Consider the following 16,605-nt stretch of genomic DNA (forward strand, 5'->3'; position numbering starts at 1 on the left):
CTGCGCTTTCAGGCGGGACCTGCATTATCAGGGCCGCGCTTAATAACGCGGTGCCGGAACCGGTTGCGGCGGGTAGTAATAGCCCGGAGGAGGCGGCGCCTGGTAGTAGACCGGCGGCGGTTGCTGGATGTACACCGGCTGCGGTTGCACGTAAACCGGTTGTTGCTGCACGTAGACCGGAGGCTGGGAGTTGGCGACCACCGAGCCCACTACCAATCCACCCACCACCGCGCCCAGCAGGGCCGGGCCACCCCAGCCCCAACCACCATGGTAGCCACCGTGACCCCATCCATAGCCGTACCCACCACGGGCTTCTGCTTGCCCTGCGATGGCGAGGGTGGCAATAAGCACGATGGCTACTTTCATTTTTGAGAGTCGACTGATCATGACAAGTCCTCTACCTATGCATCGAACCGGCTTTAATAATATTCCCGGGCATACGTTTCAGACAGCACTTTTTGAGGGGATGACGCGGCGCCAGAGTAAAGGTTAGGTAAGGTTTGTAGCCTGTCTGTTACTTGGCTTTGGCGTTCAGGTTAAGACGGGTTTCCTGCGGTACTGTAGCTATAAAAACACCGGCGCCGTCATGGAGATCGACGGCACCGGTCTACCCTGTGTCAGCCCTTGAGTGTGCGCGTCATGCGCAACGCCAGCACACTGCCCGCGACGATCACTGCCGCCAGCAGGTACAGCGCCATGTCCGTAGACCCGGTGGCATCCTTCACAAACCCGACGATATACGGGCTGAGGAAGCCCGCCATCTGGCCCATGGAGTTGATCAACGCCAAACCACCTGCGGCAGCACCTGCGCTGAGCAGGGCGGTGGGCACCGGCCAGAACATCGGCAGGCCGGTGAGGGCGCCCATGGTGGCGATGGTCAGGCCAAGGATGGCAATGGCCGGCGTGGTTGCAAAGTTCACCGCAATCACCAGCCCGATCGCGCCCATCAACATCGGCACCACCAAGTGCCAGCGCCGCTCCTTGCGCAGGTCGGCAGAGCGGCCCACCAGCAACATGAACACCGCCGCCAGCAGGTACGGAATCGCACTGAGCCAGCCAATCACCAGGTTATCGCTGAAACCCATGTTCTTGATGATCGACGGCAGCCAGAAGTTGATGGCGTACACACCGCTCTGGATGCAGAAGTAGATCAGGCCGAACGCCCAGATGGCCGGGTTCTTGAACACTTCCAGCAGCGAGTCGCTGGTGGTCTTCGGTTTGTTGGCCAGGTCGGTCGCCTGGTCGGCTTCCAGCACGGCACGCTCATGGGGCGTGAGCCACTGGGCGTTGGCAAAGCTGTCGCTGAGCAGGAAGTAGGCGAGGGCACCGAGGATCACCGTCGGCACGCCTTGCAGCAGGAACATCCACTGCCAGCCCGCAAGCCCGCCTTGGCCTGCGGCGAAGTGGTTGAGGATCCAGCCGGAGAACGGGCTGCCGAGCAGGCCGGACACCGGAATCGCCGACATGAACAGCGCCATGATCCGCCCACGGCGGAAGGTCGGGAACCACTGCGAGAGGTACAGCACCACGCCCGGGAAGAACCCGGCTTCGGCAGCACCTGTCAGCAGGCGCAAACCGTAGAAGTGCGTTGGCGTGGTGACGAACAGCAGGCAGGTGGACAGGGTGCCCCAGACGATCATCATCAGCGCAATCCAGCGCCGTGGACCGAATTTGGTCAACGCCAGGTTGCTTGGCACGCCGCACAGCACGTAGCCGATAAAGAAGATCCCGGCGCCGAGGCCGTACACGGTCTCGCTGAATTTGAGGGCGTCGAGCATCTGCAGCTTGGCAAAGCCGACGTTGACGCGGTCGAGGTAGTTGAACAGGTAGCAGATGAAAATGAAGGGGATCAGGCGCAGGGTGATGCGCTTGTATACGGCGTTTTTATCGTCATCGGTGGCCTGGGTGACAGCGGCGCTCTGTGACATGGCAGTCTCTCTTTATTATGATTTTTCGCGATGCGAGGGTAACGTTGATCGCCCAATGAGTCTCGGCCACCTCAAGGGGTGATGTCTTTGTGCTCGCGCACAGTCAAGCATCGTTTGCGCTGTGCCTATGAACAACCGGATTTTTCAGGAATTTAGCCCCATGTTCGAGCTGGATCATGACTTGGCGCAGGATATCGTCAATCGCACCATGGCGATCCTGCCCTATAACGTCAACGTCATGGACAGCCAGGGCCTGATCCTGGGCAGCGGCGAACCCGAACGCATCAACACCCGCCATGAAGGCGCGCAGTTGGTGCTGGCGAATGTGCGCGTGGTGGAGATCGACAGCCAGACCGCCAAGCACCTCAAGGGCGTGCAGCCCGGGATCAACCTGCCGTTGCTGCACGATCAGCGCCTGATCGGCGTCCTGGGCATTACCGGCGAACCGGAATTACTGCGCACCTATGCGCAACTCGTACGTATGACCGCCGAAATGCTGGTGAGCCAGCGCCACCAGCAGGCCGAGCAGCAATGGCGCCGCCAGCGTTGCGATGACCTGCTGGCGCTGCTGCTGGCCGAGACCGGCGACTCGCCGCGGCTGGTGGACGAGGCGCAGCAACTGGGCCTCAAACCGCAGATGGCACGTACGCCGTACCTGTTTGAACTGGGCAGCGGCCAGTCGGCGGAAGCCTTGAGCGCCTGGCTGACCTCGCGCTACCCGGACAGCTGGTGCGTCAGCTCCGCACAGTTTTCCCTACTGTGGTGCCGACCGGCGTCGGTGCAAGTCGACAACCCGCGCCTGCTGGAAAAACTCGACGGCCTGGGCTGGAACATCCTGCGGGTTGCCGTCGGCGGGCAAGCAGACGGCCTGGCCGGGCTACGCCGTTGCTACCGACGGGTCGGCGATCTGCTTGCCTATGGCCGCGATGTGCTGCCCGAGTCGCGGTTGCTGACCCTCAATCGCTACCGCCTGCCGGTAATGCTCTGGCGCCACCGCAACGACGACGCCCTCGACGAACTGCTCAACCCGTTGCGCAAGGTGCTGGCCAAGGACAGCAACGGCCAGTTGCTGGCGACCCTGCGCAGTTGGTGCGATCACGACGGCCAAAGCCAGGCCTGCGCCGACGCCCTGGGCATTCACCGCAACAGCCTGCGTTATCGCATGGAGCGCATCGCCGAGTTGAGCGGCGTCGACCCGTTGACCCTCGACGGCATGCTTGCGTTGTACCTGGGCGTGCAGCTATTGCCCCAGGCTTTGTCGAAATGAACAACAAACCCCAGCCACTCTTGTGCAATGGACCGGCGTTATTGCCGGTGCCAACTGGCAGCATGGGCGTTATAAAAACCGGAGAAAGCCCATGAAAATCATCATCGCCCCCGACTCGTTCAAGGACAGCCTGAGTGCCGAAGGCGTGGCGAATGCCATTGCCGAGGGGCTGGCCAGCGTGTGGCCCGACGCCGAGCTGATCAAGTGCCCGATGGCGGATGGTGGTGAGGGCACGGTGGAGTCGGTACTCGCCGCCTGCCAGGGCGAGTTGCGCACCACCCGTGTGCAAGGGCCGTTGAGTGGCAGTGTCGACGCACATTGGGGCTGGCTGGCTGAGAGCCACACCGCAATCATCGAAATGGCCGAGGCCAGCGGCCTGCAACTCGTGCCACCGGGTCAGCGAGATGCGTGTTCCAGCAGCACCTTCGGCACTGGTGAGTTGATCCGCGCCGCCCTGGATGCCGGCGCCCAACGCGTTATTCTGGCCATTGGCGGCAGCGCCACCAACGACGGCGGCGCCGGGGCGATGCTGGCTCTCGGTGTGCAATTGCTTGATGCCGAAGAGGCTGCATTGCCCCTGGGCGGCCTGGCGCTGGCCAAGCTGTCGCGCATCAGCCTTGAGCAACTGGACCCACGCCTGGCCCAGGTGCGCTTCGAAATTGCCGCCGACGTGAACAATCCTCTGTGCGGCCCCCACGGTGCCTCGGCGATTTTCGGCCCGCAAAAAGGCGCCAATCCCCAGCAAGTCGAACAACTGGATGCCGCCCTCGGCCATTTCGCCGATCACTGCGCCAAGGTCTTGCCCAAAGATGTACGCGACGAACCCGGCAGTGGTGCCGCCGGCGGCCTGGGCTTTGCCGCCAAGGCGTTCCTTGGCGCACAGTTTCGTGCAGGGGTTGAAGTGGTCGCCGAGCTGGTGGGGCTCGAAAAGGCCGTGCGTGGCGCCGACCTGGTCATCACCGGCGAAGGCCGCTTCGACGCCCAGACCCTGCGGGGCAAAACCCCGTTTGGCGTCGCGCGGATCGCCAAACAGCACAACGTGCCAGTGATTGTGATCGCCGGCACCTTGGGTGATGGTTACGAGCAGATGTACGCCCACGGCGTGGATGCCGCGTTCGCCTTGCCGTCCGGCCCGACGACCCTGGAACAGGCCTGCAGCGAGGCGCCGCGCCTGTTGCGCGAGCGCGCTTCGGACATTGCCCGGGTCTGGAAAATGGTCGCTGCACGGTCCCCATGATTGCGGTGCAGGGCTCGCCAACCTGAGGCTTTGCCGCCTACACTGGCCCGCCATGTGTTTTCAAAGGATGAAACACCATGCACACACCTGAACCCAAAATCGTGATCACGCGCTTCACCGAGGCCCACCTTGAAGGCGTCGCTGCGCTCTACAACGACCCGGCTGTCTGCCGTCAGGTGCTGCAAATGCCTTTCCAATCGGTTGAGGCCTGGCGCGCACGCCTGGCACCCGGGGATGAGCGGCGGCTACAACTGGTGGCCGTGCATGCCGGCGAGGTGATCGGCAACCTGGGGCTTGAGCAATATTCCCGCGTGCGCCGCAGCCATGTCGGTTCATTCGGCATGGGCGTGGCCACCGCCTGGCAGGGCAGGGGCGTGGGCTCCCGGCTGTTGAGTGCGGCGCTGGAGGTGGCGGATAACTGGATGAACCTGCACCGGGTGGAACTGACGGTGTACGCCGACAACGAGGCCGCCCACCGCCTGTACCACAAGTTCGGCTTCGAGACCGAGGGCCGGCTGCGGGATTACGCCGTACGTGACGGCGCCTTCGTCGATACCCTGACCATGGCGCGCATCCGCCAGCCGGCCTAGTCGTCCTGCAAGGCAAACGCCACCGCAGCCTGCGCATGCAGCTCGGTGGTGTCCAGCAAGGGCAGGTCGCTGTGCTGCGGCTTGATCAACAGGCTGATTTCCGTACAGCCGAGGATGATGGCCTGGGCGCCACGGGCTGCCAAAGACTCGATCACCCGCTGGTACACCTCGCGCGATGCGTCGCTGACCACCCCGACACACAACTCTTCATAGATGATCCGGTGCACGGCCTGGCGCTCGTCGGCGTCCGGCACCAGCACGGTCAGCCCCTGCGCCGCCAGGCGTGACTTGAGAAACGCCTGTTCCATGGTAAAGGCAGTGCCCAGCAGGCCTACGGTCAGGGTGCCGGCCTCCACGGCCGCCGCGCCGGCGGCGTCTGCAATATGCAGAAACGGTATGGACACCGCCGCTTCAATGCGCGGCGCCACCAGGTGCATGGTGTTGGTACACAGCACGATGCATTCGGCGCCACCGGCTTGCAGGCGGCGGGCGGCGTCTTCGAGGATCAGCGCCGCGTCATCCCAGCGCCCGGCGTGCTGGGCCTGCTCCACCGGGCCGAAGTCGACGCTGTACATCAACAGTTGTGCCGAACGCAGGGGGCCGAGCTGGTCGCGCACACGTTGGTTGATGATGCGGTAATACTCGGCGCTGGACTCCCAGCTCATGCCGCCGATAAGGCCGATGGTGCGCATGCGATGCTCCTGAATTGGACGGGCGAGGGCACCACATTACCCAAGCGCTGTGCTTTAGTCATACGCCAGCGTGCGGCATCTGCCATGATCAAGGTTCGCAACATGGGTCACCCAAGGAACACGGCAATGGACGATGTACAACAACTGGGCGAGATGCTGCGTCATTACGCCGACAGCGAAGCCCACAAGAAGCAGCAGTTCGAAGTGCAGTCGGCCCATTGGGCGCAGAAGATCGGCGAGTTGTTCGACCAGATCGAGCAGTGGCTGGAACCGGTGAAGACCGTCGGCTTGCTGGAAGTGCAGCGCGAGGCGTACGTGGCTAACGGCCCTAGCGTGCCGGTGGAGACCTCCCCCTTCAAGACCGAGAAACTGACCGTCCATATCGCCGGCAAACCGGTGGAGTTCGTGCCGGATGTGATGGGCGCCGGTGGGTTGATTTCGTTGTCGGTGATGGGCTTGACCGCCGCCCGCTACGGCAGCATTTCCCTGGTGCTGCTGCCGGGGAAAAACGATTGGTTGTGGAAGAAAACCAACGGCCTGAAAGACCCGGACACCTTCGGTTTCGATGCCAACTTCCTGGCCTTGCAGTTGCAGAGCCTGATTCCCCGCGAACGCGGCTAGTCGCTCAATGTGGTGCTTGTGTGGGAGCGGGCTTGCTCGCGAAAGCGGTGTGTCAGTCGCTGTATATGTTGACTGAACCTCCGCATTCGCGAGCAAGCCCGCTCCCACAATTAGATCTCTATATTGCCCCAGTCCTGCTTTGTTTCTTCAGGCGCCACCGCGTTGATCCGCTTGCCCGTGGCCAACTCCACCCGCCGCGCCACCTCCGGGTCATCGGCAAAGGGCATCAGGCTGGCCTCATCCAGGCTCTCCTTCGACTGGCCCCGCAAGCAATACTCCACCGCGCCATACAGGCCAATCACCGCCGCCAGGTTCAGCGCTATCTCCCCCATCAGGCGATCTGCGCTTCAAGCTGCGCCACCTTCAGATCCGCCACGCGCACCGTGCGCCAGGTGTTGTACGCCATCAGCAACATGCCGCTGAGGAAGAACACCCCGCCGACAAAGCGCACCACGAACCCTGGATGGCTGGCCTGCAAGGCTTCCACAAAGGAGTAGGTGAGGGTGCCGTCATCATTCACCGCCCGCCACATCAAGCCCTGGGTGATGCCGTTGACCCACATCGACGCGATGTACAGCACCGTGCCAATGGTTGCCAGCCAGAAGTGCATATTGATCAGCCCCACGCTGTGCATCTGCACGCGCCCGAATATTTTCGGGATCATGTGGTACAGCGACCCAAACGTGATCATCGCCACCCAGCCCAAGGCCCCGGCGTGGACGTGGCCGATGGTCCAGTCGGTGTAGTGGGACAGGGCGTTGACGGTCTTGATCGCCATCATCGGCCCTTCAAACGTCGACATGCCGTAGAACGCCAGCGACAGCACCAGGAAACGCAGGATCGGGTCGGTGCGCAATTTATGCCAGGCCCCGGAAAGCGTCATCATGCCGTTGATCATCCCGCCCCAGCTGGGCGCCAGCAGGATCAGCGACATCGCCATGCCCAGGGACTGTGCCCAGTCCGGCAGCGCGGTGTAGTGCAAGTGGTGCGGGCCGGCCCAGATGTACAGGGTGATCAGTGCCCAGAAGTGCACGATGGACAGGCGATAGGAGTACACCGGCCGCCCGACTTGCTTGGGCACGAAGTAATACATCATCCCCAGGAAACCGGTGGTCAGGAAGAAACCCACCGCGTTGTGCCCGTACCACCACTGCACCATGGCGTCGGTGGCGCCGGCGTACACCGGGTAGGACTTGAACCAGTCCACCGGGATCGACAGGTGATTGACCACGTGCAGCATCGCGATCACGATGATGAACGCACCGAAGAACCAGTTGCCGACATAGATATGCTGGGTCTTGCGCTGCACCACGGTGGTGAAAAACACGATGGCATAGGCGACCCAGACCACCGTCATCCATACGGCGCCGGTGAACTCGATTTCGGCGTATTCCTTGGTGGTGGTGTAGCCCAGGGGCAGGCTGACCACCATGATCACGATCACCGACTGCCAGCCCCAAAAGGTAAAGGCGGCGAGCTTGTCCGAGTACAGCCGTACCTGGCAGGTGCGCTGTACTGCGTAGTAGCTGGCGGCGAATTGCGCGCTGCCGGCAAAGCCGAAAATCACCAGGCTGGTGTGCAGCGGGCGCAGGCGGCCGAAGGTGGTCCACGGCAGGTCGAGGTTCATTTCCGGCCAGACCAGTTGCGAGGCGATCCACACGCCCATGGCCATGCCGACCACGCCCCAAACGATGGTTGCAATGACGAATTGACGCACGACCTTGTAGTTGTAGGCCTGTGCGGTTGATGGTGGTTGCATGCTTAGTCCTCCCACGGTTCCAAGTGGGCGGCACTGTAGGAAGTATGGGCAGAACAATACAGACTCAGACCCGGGTCATTAATACGGATCAGCCACTAACCTGCGTTTTTTGCACGTTACCCCCGTCAATAAATCATTTGTCCAACCCCCGCCCAATGACAAAACTGCAAGTCACTCGCAAAACAACAACGATTGGGCAAAAAACCACATGCAAATCGAGCGCAACTTTTTCAACGGCCACTTCGCCGAACCTGCCAGCACCGCCCAGATCGCGGTCTACAACCCCGCGACCGAGGCTCAGGTCGGCCTGGTCTGCGCCGCCACATCTGATGAGGCCATCGCTGCCGTCGAAGCTGCCGCTACCGCCCAAAAGACCTGGGGCAAACTCACCAGCATCCAGCGCGCCGAACACCTGCGGGCGTTCGCCGACGCCCTTGAAACCTGCGCTGAAAGCATAGGCAAGGCGCTTGCCAGCGAATCCGGCAAAAGCCTTGACGACGCCAGCAACGAAGCCCGCTATGCCGCCCAGATCACCCACTACCACGCCGAATGGGCGCGCCGCATCGAAGGCGAAATCATCCCCAGCGACACCCCGGACGAAAACCTGTTCCTGCAGCGCGAGCCCATTGGCGTGGTGGCTTGCCTGATTCCGTTCAACTACCCGGTCTACACCCTGCTGCGCAAAATCGCCCCGGCGCTGATTGCCGGCAACACCGTGGTGGTGCGCCCGAGCAACAACACGCCGTTGTCTGCTTTTGAAATCGCCCGTGCGGTCGAGCAGTCGGGCATTCCGGCCGGTGTGATCAATATCCTGACCATGGACCACGCCACCGCCGCCGCCCTGTGCACCCACAAGGCCGTGGGCCTGATCACCCTGACCGGCAGCGTCAACGCCGGGCGCATCGTCCTCGACTACTGCAAGGCCAACATCGCCAAGCCGTCCCTGGAGCTGGGCGGCAAGACCCCGGCGATCATCGAAGCCGACGCCGACCTGGAACAGGCCGCCAGCGCAATCATCGCGTCCAAGACCACCCACTGCGGCCAGTTGTGCACGGCGGTCGAGCGGGTGTACGTGCAGGAAAGCGTCTACGACCAATTCCTGGCCCTGCTCAAGACCAAGATCAGTGCCGTCAAATTCGGTGACCGTGCCACGGACGCAGGCCTGATGGGCCCGCTGGTCAACGCCAGTTCCCGGCAGAATATTCACGCCATGGTCCAGCGCGCCATCACCGACGGTGCTGTACTGGAAGCCGGCGGCGTACTGCCCGAAGGCCCGGGCCATTTCTACCCGCCGACGCTGCTCAGCGGCTGCCGCCAGGACATGGAAATCATCCAGGAGGAAATCTTCGGCCCGGTGCTGCCGGTGCTCAAGTACCGCGACATCGACGAAGCGCTGGCCATGGCCAACGACCACCAGTTCGGCCTGTCGTCGGTGCTCTACACCGAGAACTACCGCACGGCCATGAAAGTCGCCAACGCCATTGAGGCCGGCGAGTTGTACGTCAATCGGACCCCGGCCGACCCTTACCAGGGTTTCCATGCCGGCTGGAAACGCTCAGGGCTGGGCGGCGATGACGGCAAGCACGGGATGCTTGAGTTCACCCAGACCCGTTTGGTGGTCATGAAGTACTGATTCACCGATCACCGGCTTCACCTCAATAAAAACAATTATCGGGGCACCTGCACAGTGGGTGCCCGAGGTCTACAAGATGTCCAAGCCTGCACCCGTTGCCCAGGGTTTCGATGCCGTGTCCGCGGCCAAAAGCGACAAAGCCAGTCGCTACTTCCAATTGATGTTGCTGGTGCTGGCCGCCGGGGCGATCTACCCGATCCTCTACCTGCGCCAGGTCTACCAGACCACCATGCTCGAGGTGTTCCAGATCAACCACAGCCAGCTGGGTTATCTGTATTCGATGCTCGGTACGATCTTCCTCCTCAGCTACCTGCCCAGCGGCTGGTTGGCCGATCGCCTGCCGCCGCGCTTCCTGATCTTTTTCTCGCTGGTGGCCACCGGTGCCCTGGGCCTCTGGTATTCCACCGTGCCGTCGATGACCGGCCTGATGATCATATTCGGCTGCTGGGGCTTGACCACCGGCCTGACCTTCTGGGCGTCGGTGCTCAAGCGGGTGAAGATGATCGCCCATCACAGCGAGCAGGGCCGATTCTTCGGCATCCTCGACGGTGGCCGTGGTTTGGTGGAAGCCTTGCTGGCAACCGTAGCCCTGGGGCTGTTTGCCTACGCCACCGAAACCCGCAGCCAGACGGCCGCCGAAGGTTTCAAGCACGTGGTGTACCTGTATTCATTCGTGTGTATCGCGATTGGTTGTGTGCTGGTGCTGCTCAAGGACCCCAAATCCATGGCCGAAACCGCCGCGGTGGAGAAGGGCAAGTTCAACCTGGTCGCCGACCTCACCACCCTGGTGAAAATCCCCGAGCTGTGGCTGGTCACCGCCATTGTGTTCTGCGGCTATCACATGTTCTGGGCCACCTACAGCTTTTCCGACTACCTGCAAGGCAGCGGCATGACCGCCGTGATGGCCGGCACCATCACCACCATCAAGCTGTGGATGCGACCTATCGGCGGGATCGGCGGCGGCTGGCTGGGGGACAAGTTTTCGAACATCTCGGTGCTGATCGTCGCGCTGGCGCTGGTGACCCTGGCGATGGTCGGCCTGATCGTATTCCCGGCCATTGGCAGCCTCGGTTTGCTGATCGGCACGGTGATCTTTATCGGCCTGATGACCTACGCGATTCGCGGCCTGTACTGGGCGATCCTCGACAGTTGCAACATCCCGCTGCGCATCACCGGGCTGGCCATCGGCATCGTTTCGGTGGTGGGTTACCTGCCGGACACCTTTATCCCGCTGATCAATGGCTACCTCACCGACACCTACCCGGGGCAGGTCGGCTACAACCTGTACTTCGGCTACATCGCCTTCATCGGTGTGCTCGGGACCCTCGCGGCCCTGACCCTGCGCGCTCGAATCAATCGTAAAAAATTCAACCAGACAGGTGCCTGAGATGAAAATCGTCGCCCTTGAAACCCATATTGTTGCCGTACCGCCACCGCACATCGGTGGGATGTACTGGCTGTTCGTCAAACTGAAAACCGACTGCGGCATTGAAGGCGTGGGCGAGATTTACGCCGCCACTTTCGGGCCCAAGGCGATGCTGCCGATCATTGAGGATGTGTTCGAGCGCTACCTGCTCAACCACGACCCGCACCATATCGAACGTTTCTTCCGTCAGGCGTATTCCAGCGGGTTCACCCAGCGCCCCGACCTGACCATGATGGGCGTGGTCAGCGGCCTGGAAATGGCCTGCTGGGACATCATCGGCAAGGCGGCCAACAAGCCGGTCTACGAGTTGCTGGGGGGCAAGGTCAACGAGCGCCTGCGTTCCTACACCTACTTGTACCCGGTCAACAGCCAGGGCGAGTACGACTACGACGACCCGGACCTGGCTGCCGAGTGCGCCGTCGAGAACATGAACAAAGGCTTTACCGCCGTGAAGTTCGACCCGGCCGGCCCGTACACCGCGTACTCCGGCCACCAGATTTCCCTGGAAGTGCTGGAGCGCTGCGAAACCTTCTGCCGCAAGATCCGCGAAGCGGTGGGGGACAAGTGCGACCTGCTGTTTGGCACCCACGGGCAGATGGTGCCGTCGTCGGCGATCCGCCTGGCCAAGCGCCTGGAGAAATACGACCCGCTGTGGTTCGAAGAGCCGGTGCCACCGGGCCAGGAAGAGGCCATGGCCCAGGTCGCGGCCAAGACCAGCATCCCTATCGCCACCGGCGAGCGGCTGACCACCAAGTACGAGTTCTTCAAGCTGTTGCAGGCCGGCGGTGCGTCGATCCTGCAAATGAACGTGGCCCGCTGCGGCGGCCTGCTGGAAGCCAAGAAAATCGCAAGCATGGCCGAGGCCTACTACGCGCAGATCGCCCCGCACCTGTACAACGGCCCGATTGGCGCGGCGGCGAGTTTCCAGTTGGCCACGTGCACGCCGAACTTCCTGATCCAGGAAAGCATCATGACCTGGGGCGGCTTCCATGCCGAAGTGCTGACCAAGCCGCTGCAATGGGAGGACGGCTACATCATCCCGTCCACCGAGCCAGGCCTTGGGGTGGAGCTGAACATGGACGTGGTGCGCAAGCACACGCCGTACACGGGCGAGCGCCTGCACCTGCAAATGGCGCCCACGCCTGCCGATGTGAAAGACACTTCGCCCGCCAAGGGCTAAAAAAAACGACTTATGCGGTAACCGTGAATGACATACGACTACATCATCGCCGGCGCTGGCGCCGCAGGTTGCGTCCTGGCCAACCGACTCTCCGCCTCGGGCGAGCATTCGGTGCTGCTGCTGGAGGCCGGCGGCAAGGACAGTTCCTGGTGGTTCAAGATTCCGGTCGGTTTCGCCAAGATGTACTACAACCCGACCTTCAACTGGATGTACTACAGCCAGCCGCAAAAACAGCTGGCCGACCGCGCCATCTATGCCCCACGGGGCAAGGTGCAGGGCGGTTCCGGCTCGATCAACGCCATGATCTACGTGCGCGGCCAGGCCCATGACTTCAATGACTGGGCCGCCAATGGCAACGACGGCTGGGGCTTCAAGGACGTGCTGCCGTACTTCCGCAAGCTGGAAAACCACCCCCTGGGCGACACCGAATACCACGGCAGCAGCGGCCCCATCAGCATCACCCCGATGAAGGGCCAGACCCACGCCATCTGCGACGTGTTCCTCAAGGGCTGCGAGCAATTGGGCTATGGCCTGAGCGATGACTTCAACGGGCCGAACTTCGAAGGCGCGGGTCTCTACGACGTCAACACCCGCAACGGCGAGCGCTGCTCCAGCAGTTTTGCGCACCTGCATCCGGCGTTGGGTAGGCCGAACCTGACCGTCGAACTGCATGCACTGGTAGACCGCGTGCTGTTCGACGACCAGCAGCGCGCCACCGGCATCAGCGTGACCCAGCACGGCGTGGTGCGGACCTTTACCGCGCGCAAGGAAGTGATCCTGTGTGCCGGTGCGGTGGATACGCCGAAGATCCTGCAACTGTCGGGGGTGGCGGACAAGCAACTGCTTGCCGAACACAACATCCCGCTGGTCAAGGACCTGCCGGCGGTGGGGCAGAACCTGCAGGACCACCTGTGCGCCAGCTATTACTACAAGGCCAATATCCCGACCTTGAACGACCAGCTCAGCTCGCTGTTCGGCCAGTTCAAGCTGGGCCTCAAGTACCTGCTGACCCGCAAGGGCGCGCTGGCCATGAGCGTCAACCAGGCTGGCGGATTCTTTCGCGGTACTGCTGAACAGGCGCATCCGAACCTGCAGCTGTACTTCAACCCGCTGTCGTACCAGATCCCGAAAAACAACAAGGCCAGCCTCAAGCCCGAGCCGTATTCAGGCTTCCTGCTGTGCTTCAACCCGTGCCGGCCCACCAGCCGCGGGACGATTCGCATCGCCTCGAAAAACCCACGGGATGCGGCCTTGATCGACCCCAACTACCTGAGTACCCAGAAGGACATCGACGAGGTGATCCAGGGCAGCCGGCTGATGCGCAAGATCATGCAGGCACCGGCGCTCAAGGGCGTGACGGTGGCTGAAGTGTTGCCAGGTGCAGCGGTGGAAACCGATGAGCAGATGCTGCAGTACTTCCGCGAGAACAGCGGCTCGATCTATCACCTGTGCGGCTCGTGCGCCATGGGTTCGGACCCGCAGGTGTCGGTGGTGGACAAGCGCTTGAAGGTGCATGGGATGCAAGGGCTGCGGATTGTCGATGCATCGATTTTCCCCAACGTGACCTCCGGCAATACCCATGCGGCGGTGTTGATGGTGGCGGAGAAGGGCGCGGATCTGATCCTGCAGGATGCCTGAACTGATCGTTCCCACGCTCTGCGTGGGAATGCATCCCGTGACGCTCCGCGTCACGACTTCAAGAGCAGACGCGGAGCGTCCAGGGCGGCATTCCCACGCGGAGCGTGGGAACGATCATAGAGAGACCGTGTTCTGCCAATGAGCAACCGTTTCGGCATTGATGCTCACCCCGCCACACACAATCACCACCACATCCTCGACCCCGGCAATCGCGGCATGCTCCAAGTAAGCCACGGCCAACGAAACCCCACACGCCGGCTCCACCAACTGCCGTAAATCATCGGCATACCGCGCCACCCCCTTCATCGCCTCGGCATCACTCAACACCACGCACTGATAGGCAAACCGGCCGATATGTTCAACCGGCCACGCCGCCACCTGGGTTGCCGCCAACGATTTGGCCACGGTATCGATCTTCTCCAGCCGCACCGGTTTTCCAGCTTCCACCGCGGCCGCAAACGAAGCCGCGCCCGCCGTTTCGCACGCAATCACCTTGCAGTCGAACCGCCCATGGCGCTCCAGCCCCGTCAGCACGCCCGCAAGCAATCCACCGCCGCCCACGGAGGTCACGATGGCGCCCACCTGAGGGCAGTCTTCGAGAATCTCGTCGATCATGCGGCTGTGACCTTCCCACAACAGCGGGTGATCAAAGGCCGGCACATACAACGCGTCCGGCGCTTCGGCGAGTTGCAGGGCCAGTTCGTTGGATTGATCCCACAGATCACCGTGCACCACCACCTCGGCCCCGGCCTGGCGGATGCGCGCGCGGGTGGCTTCGGGGGTGGTGGAGGGCACCACGATCCGCGCCTGCAACCCCAAGCTCCGCGCCGCAAAGGCCGTCGCCAGCCCGGCATTACCGCCGGAGGGGCACACCACGGTGGTCTTGCCCTGGCTGGCCGCGTAGGCACACAACGTGGTCATCCCGCGCAACTTGAACGAGCCACAGGGTTGCAGGTTCTCGAGCTTCAGCCAGACCCGCCGGGTAGCGGTGGACAAGCCGGGGTGCAGGATCAACGGGGTACGGATCGGCAGCATTTCACAACTTCCTTATTGGTTGGTCTGCCATCCTACCTCAGCTTGTGGCTGCCACCAGCGGTTCGGCCGGTGTCTTGCGGCGTGTCACATGGCTGATGCCCATGATGATCAGCGGCGTGAACAGGGCGATGTAAGCGTTGTCGATGCCCCATGGATTACCGGCGAGGAACCAGCCCACGGTGGCCAGCAACGAGGCAATGATGCTCAGGAATGCCCCGGCCGCCGTGCCGAATTTCGGCGCGTAGAACACCATCAACACCAGCACCGCCAGGGAGGCGCGCAACGCCTTGCCGAGGAAGGCGATCATCAGCACCTTGTCCGAGGTCAGCGCCAGGGCAATCGGCAACAGGCCGACGGCGATGGTCGCCAAGCGCACGAAGCGCAGGGACTTGGCGTCGCTTTTTTCCGGGTTGAACCACGGCTCGTAGAAGTCCCGCAACAGCAACGTCGCCGAGCCCATGCTCACCGCTGAAATGGTGCCGAACAGCGAGCCGGCAAGGCCTGCCACCACCAGGCCGGCCGTCAGTTGGTCCATGCTGGCGATCAGGGTGGGGAAGGCTTGCAGCGAATCGACATTGGGGAACAGCACTGCGCTGCACATCCCGATCAATGCCGCGCCGATGCCGAACGGCACCATCAGCACCGCCACGTAGAAACATGCGCGCTGGGCCTTGCCTGCATGGCTGACGGTGTTCACCGCCTGGATCACGTATTGGGTGGAGAAGATCGAACCGATACCGGCGATCATCCAGGCAATGATCTGGCCCCAGCCGACGGTGGTCCAGTCAAACATGCTGGCGGGCAATTGCGCTTGCAACTGGCCGATGCCGCCCACCTGCTTCAAGCCAAACCACAGTGCCAGGCCGACGCCCAGGTATTTCAGGGCGGCGTGGACGAAGTTGGTGTAGATCACCGAGCGCATGCCGCCGATGCTCACGTACGCCACCGAGACCACGCCGACGATCACGATCGCCAGGGTCCGGTCCACTTGCATTACGCTGGCTAATACGGCGCCGCCACTGGCGTAGATCGAGACGGCTACGATTTCCAGGGCAAAGATGGTGATGATCGAGGTGGCGAAGCGGGTGCGTTGGCCGTAGTTGCGCGCGAGTACGCCGGAGATGGTGTTGTCGCCCAGGTCCTTGTATTTGCGGGCCAGTAGCCAGGCGAAGAGTACGAAGCCGAGGGCCAGGGCGAACAGGTTCCATGCGGCGGAGATGCCCACCTTGAAACCGGTTTGGGCGGTGCCGATGCTGACTGCGGTGCCGATGAATTCCGAGAGCATCAGGAAGCCGATCAGGAACGCCGGGAAGTGGCCGCCGCCGGTGGTGTAGTTGGTGGCGCTGCGGGAGTGGCGGCGAACGCCGTAGCTGATCAGTGCCAGGCTGAGCATGTACAGGCCGGTGATGGACAGTACGATCCAGGAGGAGTGGGTGGGCATTTTTTATGCTCTTTAGGTATTTTTGTAATTGTGGGTAGTTTCCTCTGCTGGTTTTGCTTTCGTCTAATATCGGGTTGGTATGGTTTGATACTCTTTTGGTATGGGTGTATATCCGTTATCTGGGTAACGGCTACCTATGGTTTCGCTCTTACAGCGAG

Annotated in this window: 15 protein-coding genes; 8 read left to right on the forward strand and 7 right to left on the reverse strand. The window is 62.3% G+C overall.

Features of this window, described 5'->3' with window-relative positions:
- Positions 1 to 39: 39 nt before the first annotated feature.
- Positions 40 to 387: a hypothetical protein gene (locus tag LIY45_RS29800; RefSeq protein ID WP_152416434.1), complete on the reverse strand. Its 348-nt coding sequence runs from the start codon at positions 385 to 387 to the stop codon at positions 40 to 42.
- Positions 388 to 617: 230 nt separating this feature from the next.
- Positions 618 to 1,928 (reverse strand): MFS transporter, encoded by a 1,311-nt coding sequence (locus LIY45_RS29805; RefSeq protein WP_226478574.1) that lies wholly within the window; start codon positions 1,926 to 1,928, stop codon positions 618 to 620.
- A 160-nt stretch (positions 1,929 to 2,088) separates the two neighbouring features.
- On the opposite strand from LIY45_RS29805, the gene LIY45_RS29810 reads away from it, so the two are divergent.
- From LIY45_RS29810 to LIY45_RS29820, 3 genes are all read left to right on the forward strand, one after another.
- Complete coding sequence (locus tag LIY45_RS29810; RefSeq protein ID WP_177072096.1) at positions 2,089 to 3,195, forward strand: sugar diacid recognition domain-containing protein; 1,107 nt, start codon at positions 2,089 to 2,091, stop codon at positions 3,193 to 3,195.
- A 91-nt stretch (positions 3,196 to 3,286) separates the two neighbouring features.
- Positions 3,287 to 4,432, forward strand: a complete 1,146-nt coding sequence (locus LIY45_RS29815; protein ID WP_226478575.1) for a glycerate kinase — start codon at positions 3,287 to 3,289, stop codon at positions 4,430 to 4,432.
- Positions 4,433 to 4,509: 77 nt separating this feature from the next.
- The gene (locus tag LIY45_RS29820; RefSeq protein ID WP_226478576.1) at positions 4,510 to 5,022 is read left to right on the forward strand and encodes a GNAT family N-acetyltransferase; all 513 of its coding nucleotides are present in this window, start codon (positions 4,510 to 4,512) and stop codon (positions 5,020 to 5,022) included.
- Here the strand turns inward: LIY45_RS29820 and LIY45_RS29825 are convergent.
- Complete coding sequence (locus LIY45_RS29825) at positions 5,019 to 5,714, reverse strand: aspartate/glutamate racemase family protein (protein WP_226478577.1); 696 nt, start codon at positions 5,712 to 5,714, stop codon at positions 5,019 to 5,021. The two genes, LIY45_RS29820 and LIY45_RS29825, sit on opposite strands and share 4 nt — an antisense overlap.
- A 126-nt stretch (positions 5,715 to 5,840) precedes the next feature.
- Between LIY45_RS29825 and LIY45_RS29830 the strand changes: the two genes are divergently transcribed.
- Complete coding sequence (locus LIY45_RS29830; RefSeq protein WP_226478578.1) at positions 5,841 to 6,335, forward strand: hypothetical protein; 495 nt, start codon at positions 5,841 to 5,843, stop codon at positions 6,333 to 6,335.
- A gap of 110 nt (positions 6,336 to 6,445) precedes the next feature.
- Here the strand turns inward: LIY45_RS29830 and LIY45_RS29835 are convergent, their stop codons facing one another.
- Both LIY45_RS29835 and ccoN read right to left on the reverse strand, forming a co-directional pair.
- On the reverse strand, positions 6,446 to 6,667 hold the full coding sequence (locus LIY45_RS29835) for a cbb3-type cytochrome c oxidase subunit 3 (protein ID WP_226478579.1): 222 nt from the start codon (positions 6,665 to 6,667) through the stop codon (positions 6,446 to 6,448).
- Positions 6,667 to 8,094, reverse strand: coding sequence for a cytochrome-c oxidase, cbb3-type subunit I (gene ccoN, locus LIY45_RS29840; RefSeq protein WP_226478580.1), 1,428 nt, complete (start codon positions 8,092 to 8,094; stop codon positions 6,667 to 6,669). Before ccoN ends, LIY45_RS29835 begins: the two co-directional genes overlap by 1 nt.
- 208 nt (positions 8,095 to 8,302) lie before the next feature.
- Between ccoN and aldA the strand changes: the two genes are divergently transcribed.
- From aldA to LIY45_RS29860, 4 genes are all read left to right on the forward strand, one after another.
- On the forward strand, positions 8,303 to 9,727 hold the full coding sequence (gene aldA, locus LIY45_RS29845; protein WP_226478581.1) for an aldehyde dehydrogenase: 1,425 nt from the start codon (positions 8,303 to 8,305) through the stop codon (positions 9,725 to 9,727).
- A 76-nt stretch (positions 9,728 to 9,803) separates the two neighbouring features.
- A complete protein-coding gene (locus LIY45_RS29850; RefSeq protein ID WP_226478582.1) occupies positions 9,804 to 11,114 on the forward strand; it encodes an MFS transporter in 1,311 nt (436 codons plus the stop codon).
- A 1-nt stretch (position 11,115) separates the two neighbouring features.
- Positions 11,116 to 12,333 carry a mandelate racemase/muconate lactonizing enzyme family protein gene (locus LIY45_RS29855; RefSeq protein ID WP_017480405.1) on the forward strand — a complete coding sequence of 406 codons (1,218 nt, stop codon included), beginning with the start codon at positions 11,116 to 11,118 and terminating at the stop codon, positions 12,331 to 12,333.
- A gap of 27 nt (positions 12,334 to 12,360) precedes the next feature.
- Complete coding sequence (locus tag LIY45_RS29860) at positions 12,361 to 13,971, forward strand: GMC family oxidoreductase N-terminal domain-containing protein (RefSeq protein ID WP_226478583.1); 1,611 nt, start codon at positions 12,361 to 12,363, stop codon at positions 13,969 to 13,971.
- Between the two features lie 114 nt (positions 13,972 to 14,085).
- Here LIY45_RS29860 and LIY45_RS29865 read toward each other — a convergent pair whose 3' ends face one another.
- Together LIY45_RS29865 and LIY45_RS29870 are read right to left on the reverse strand one after the other, a co-directional pair.
- Complete coding sequence (locus tag LIY45_RS29865) at positions 14,086 to 15,006, reverse strand: pyridoxal-phosphate dependent enzyme (protein ID WP_226478585.1); 921 nt, start codon at positions 15,004 to 15,006, stop codon at positions 14,086 to 14,088.
- Positions 15,007 to 15,043: 37 nt separating this feature from the next.
- Complete coding sequence (locus LIY45_RS29870) at positions 15,044 to 16,447, reverse strand: sodium:solute symporter family protein (RefSeq protein WP_093197216.1); 1,404 nt, start codon at positions 16,445 to 16,447, stop codon at positions 15,044 to 15,046.
- Positions 16,448 to 16,605 lie beyond the last annotated feature (158 nt).

The sequence above is a fragment of the Pseudomonas sp. MWU16-30323 genome (genome assembly GCF_020515595.1).
GTDB lineage: Bacteria > Pseudomonadota > Gammaproteobacteria > Pseudomonadales > Pseudomonadaceae > Aquipseudomonas > Aquipseudomonas yamanorum.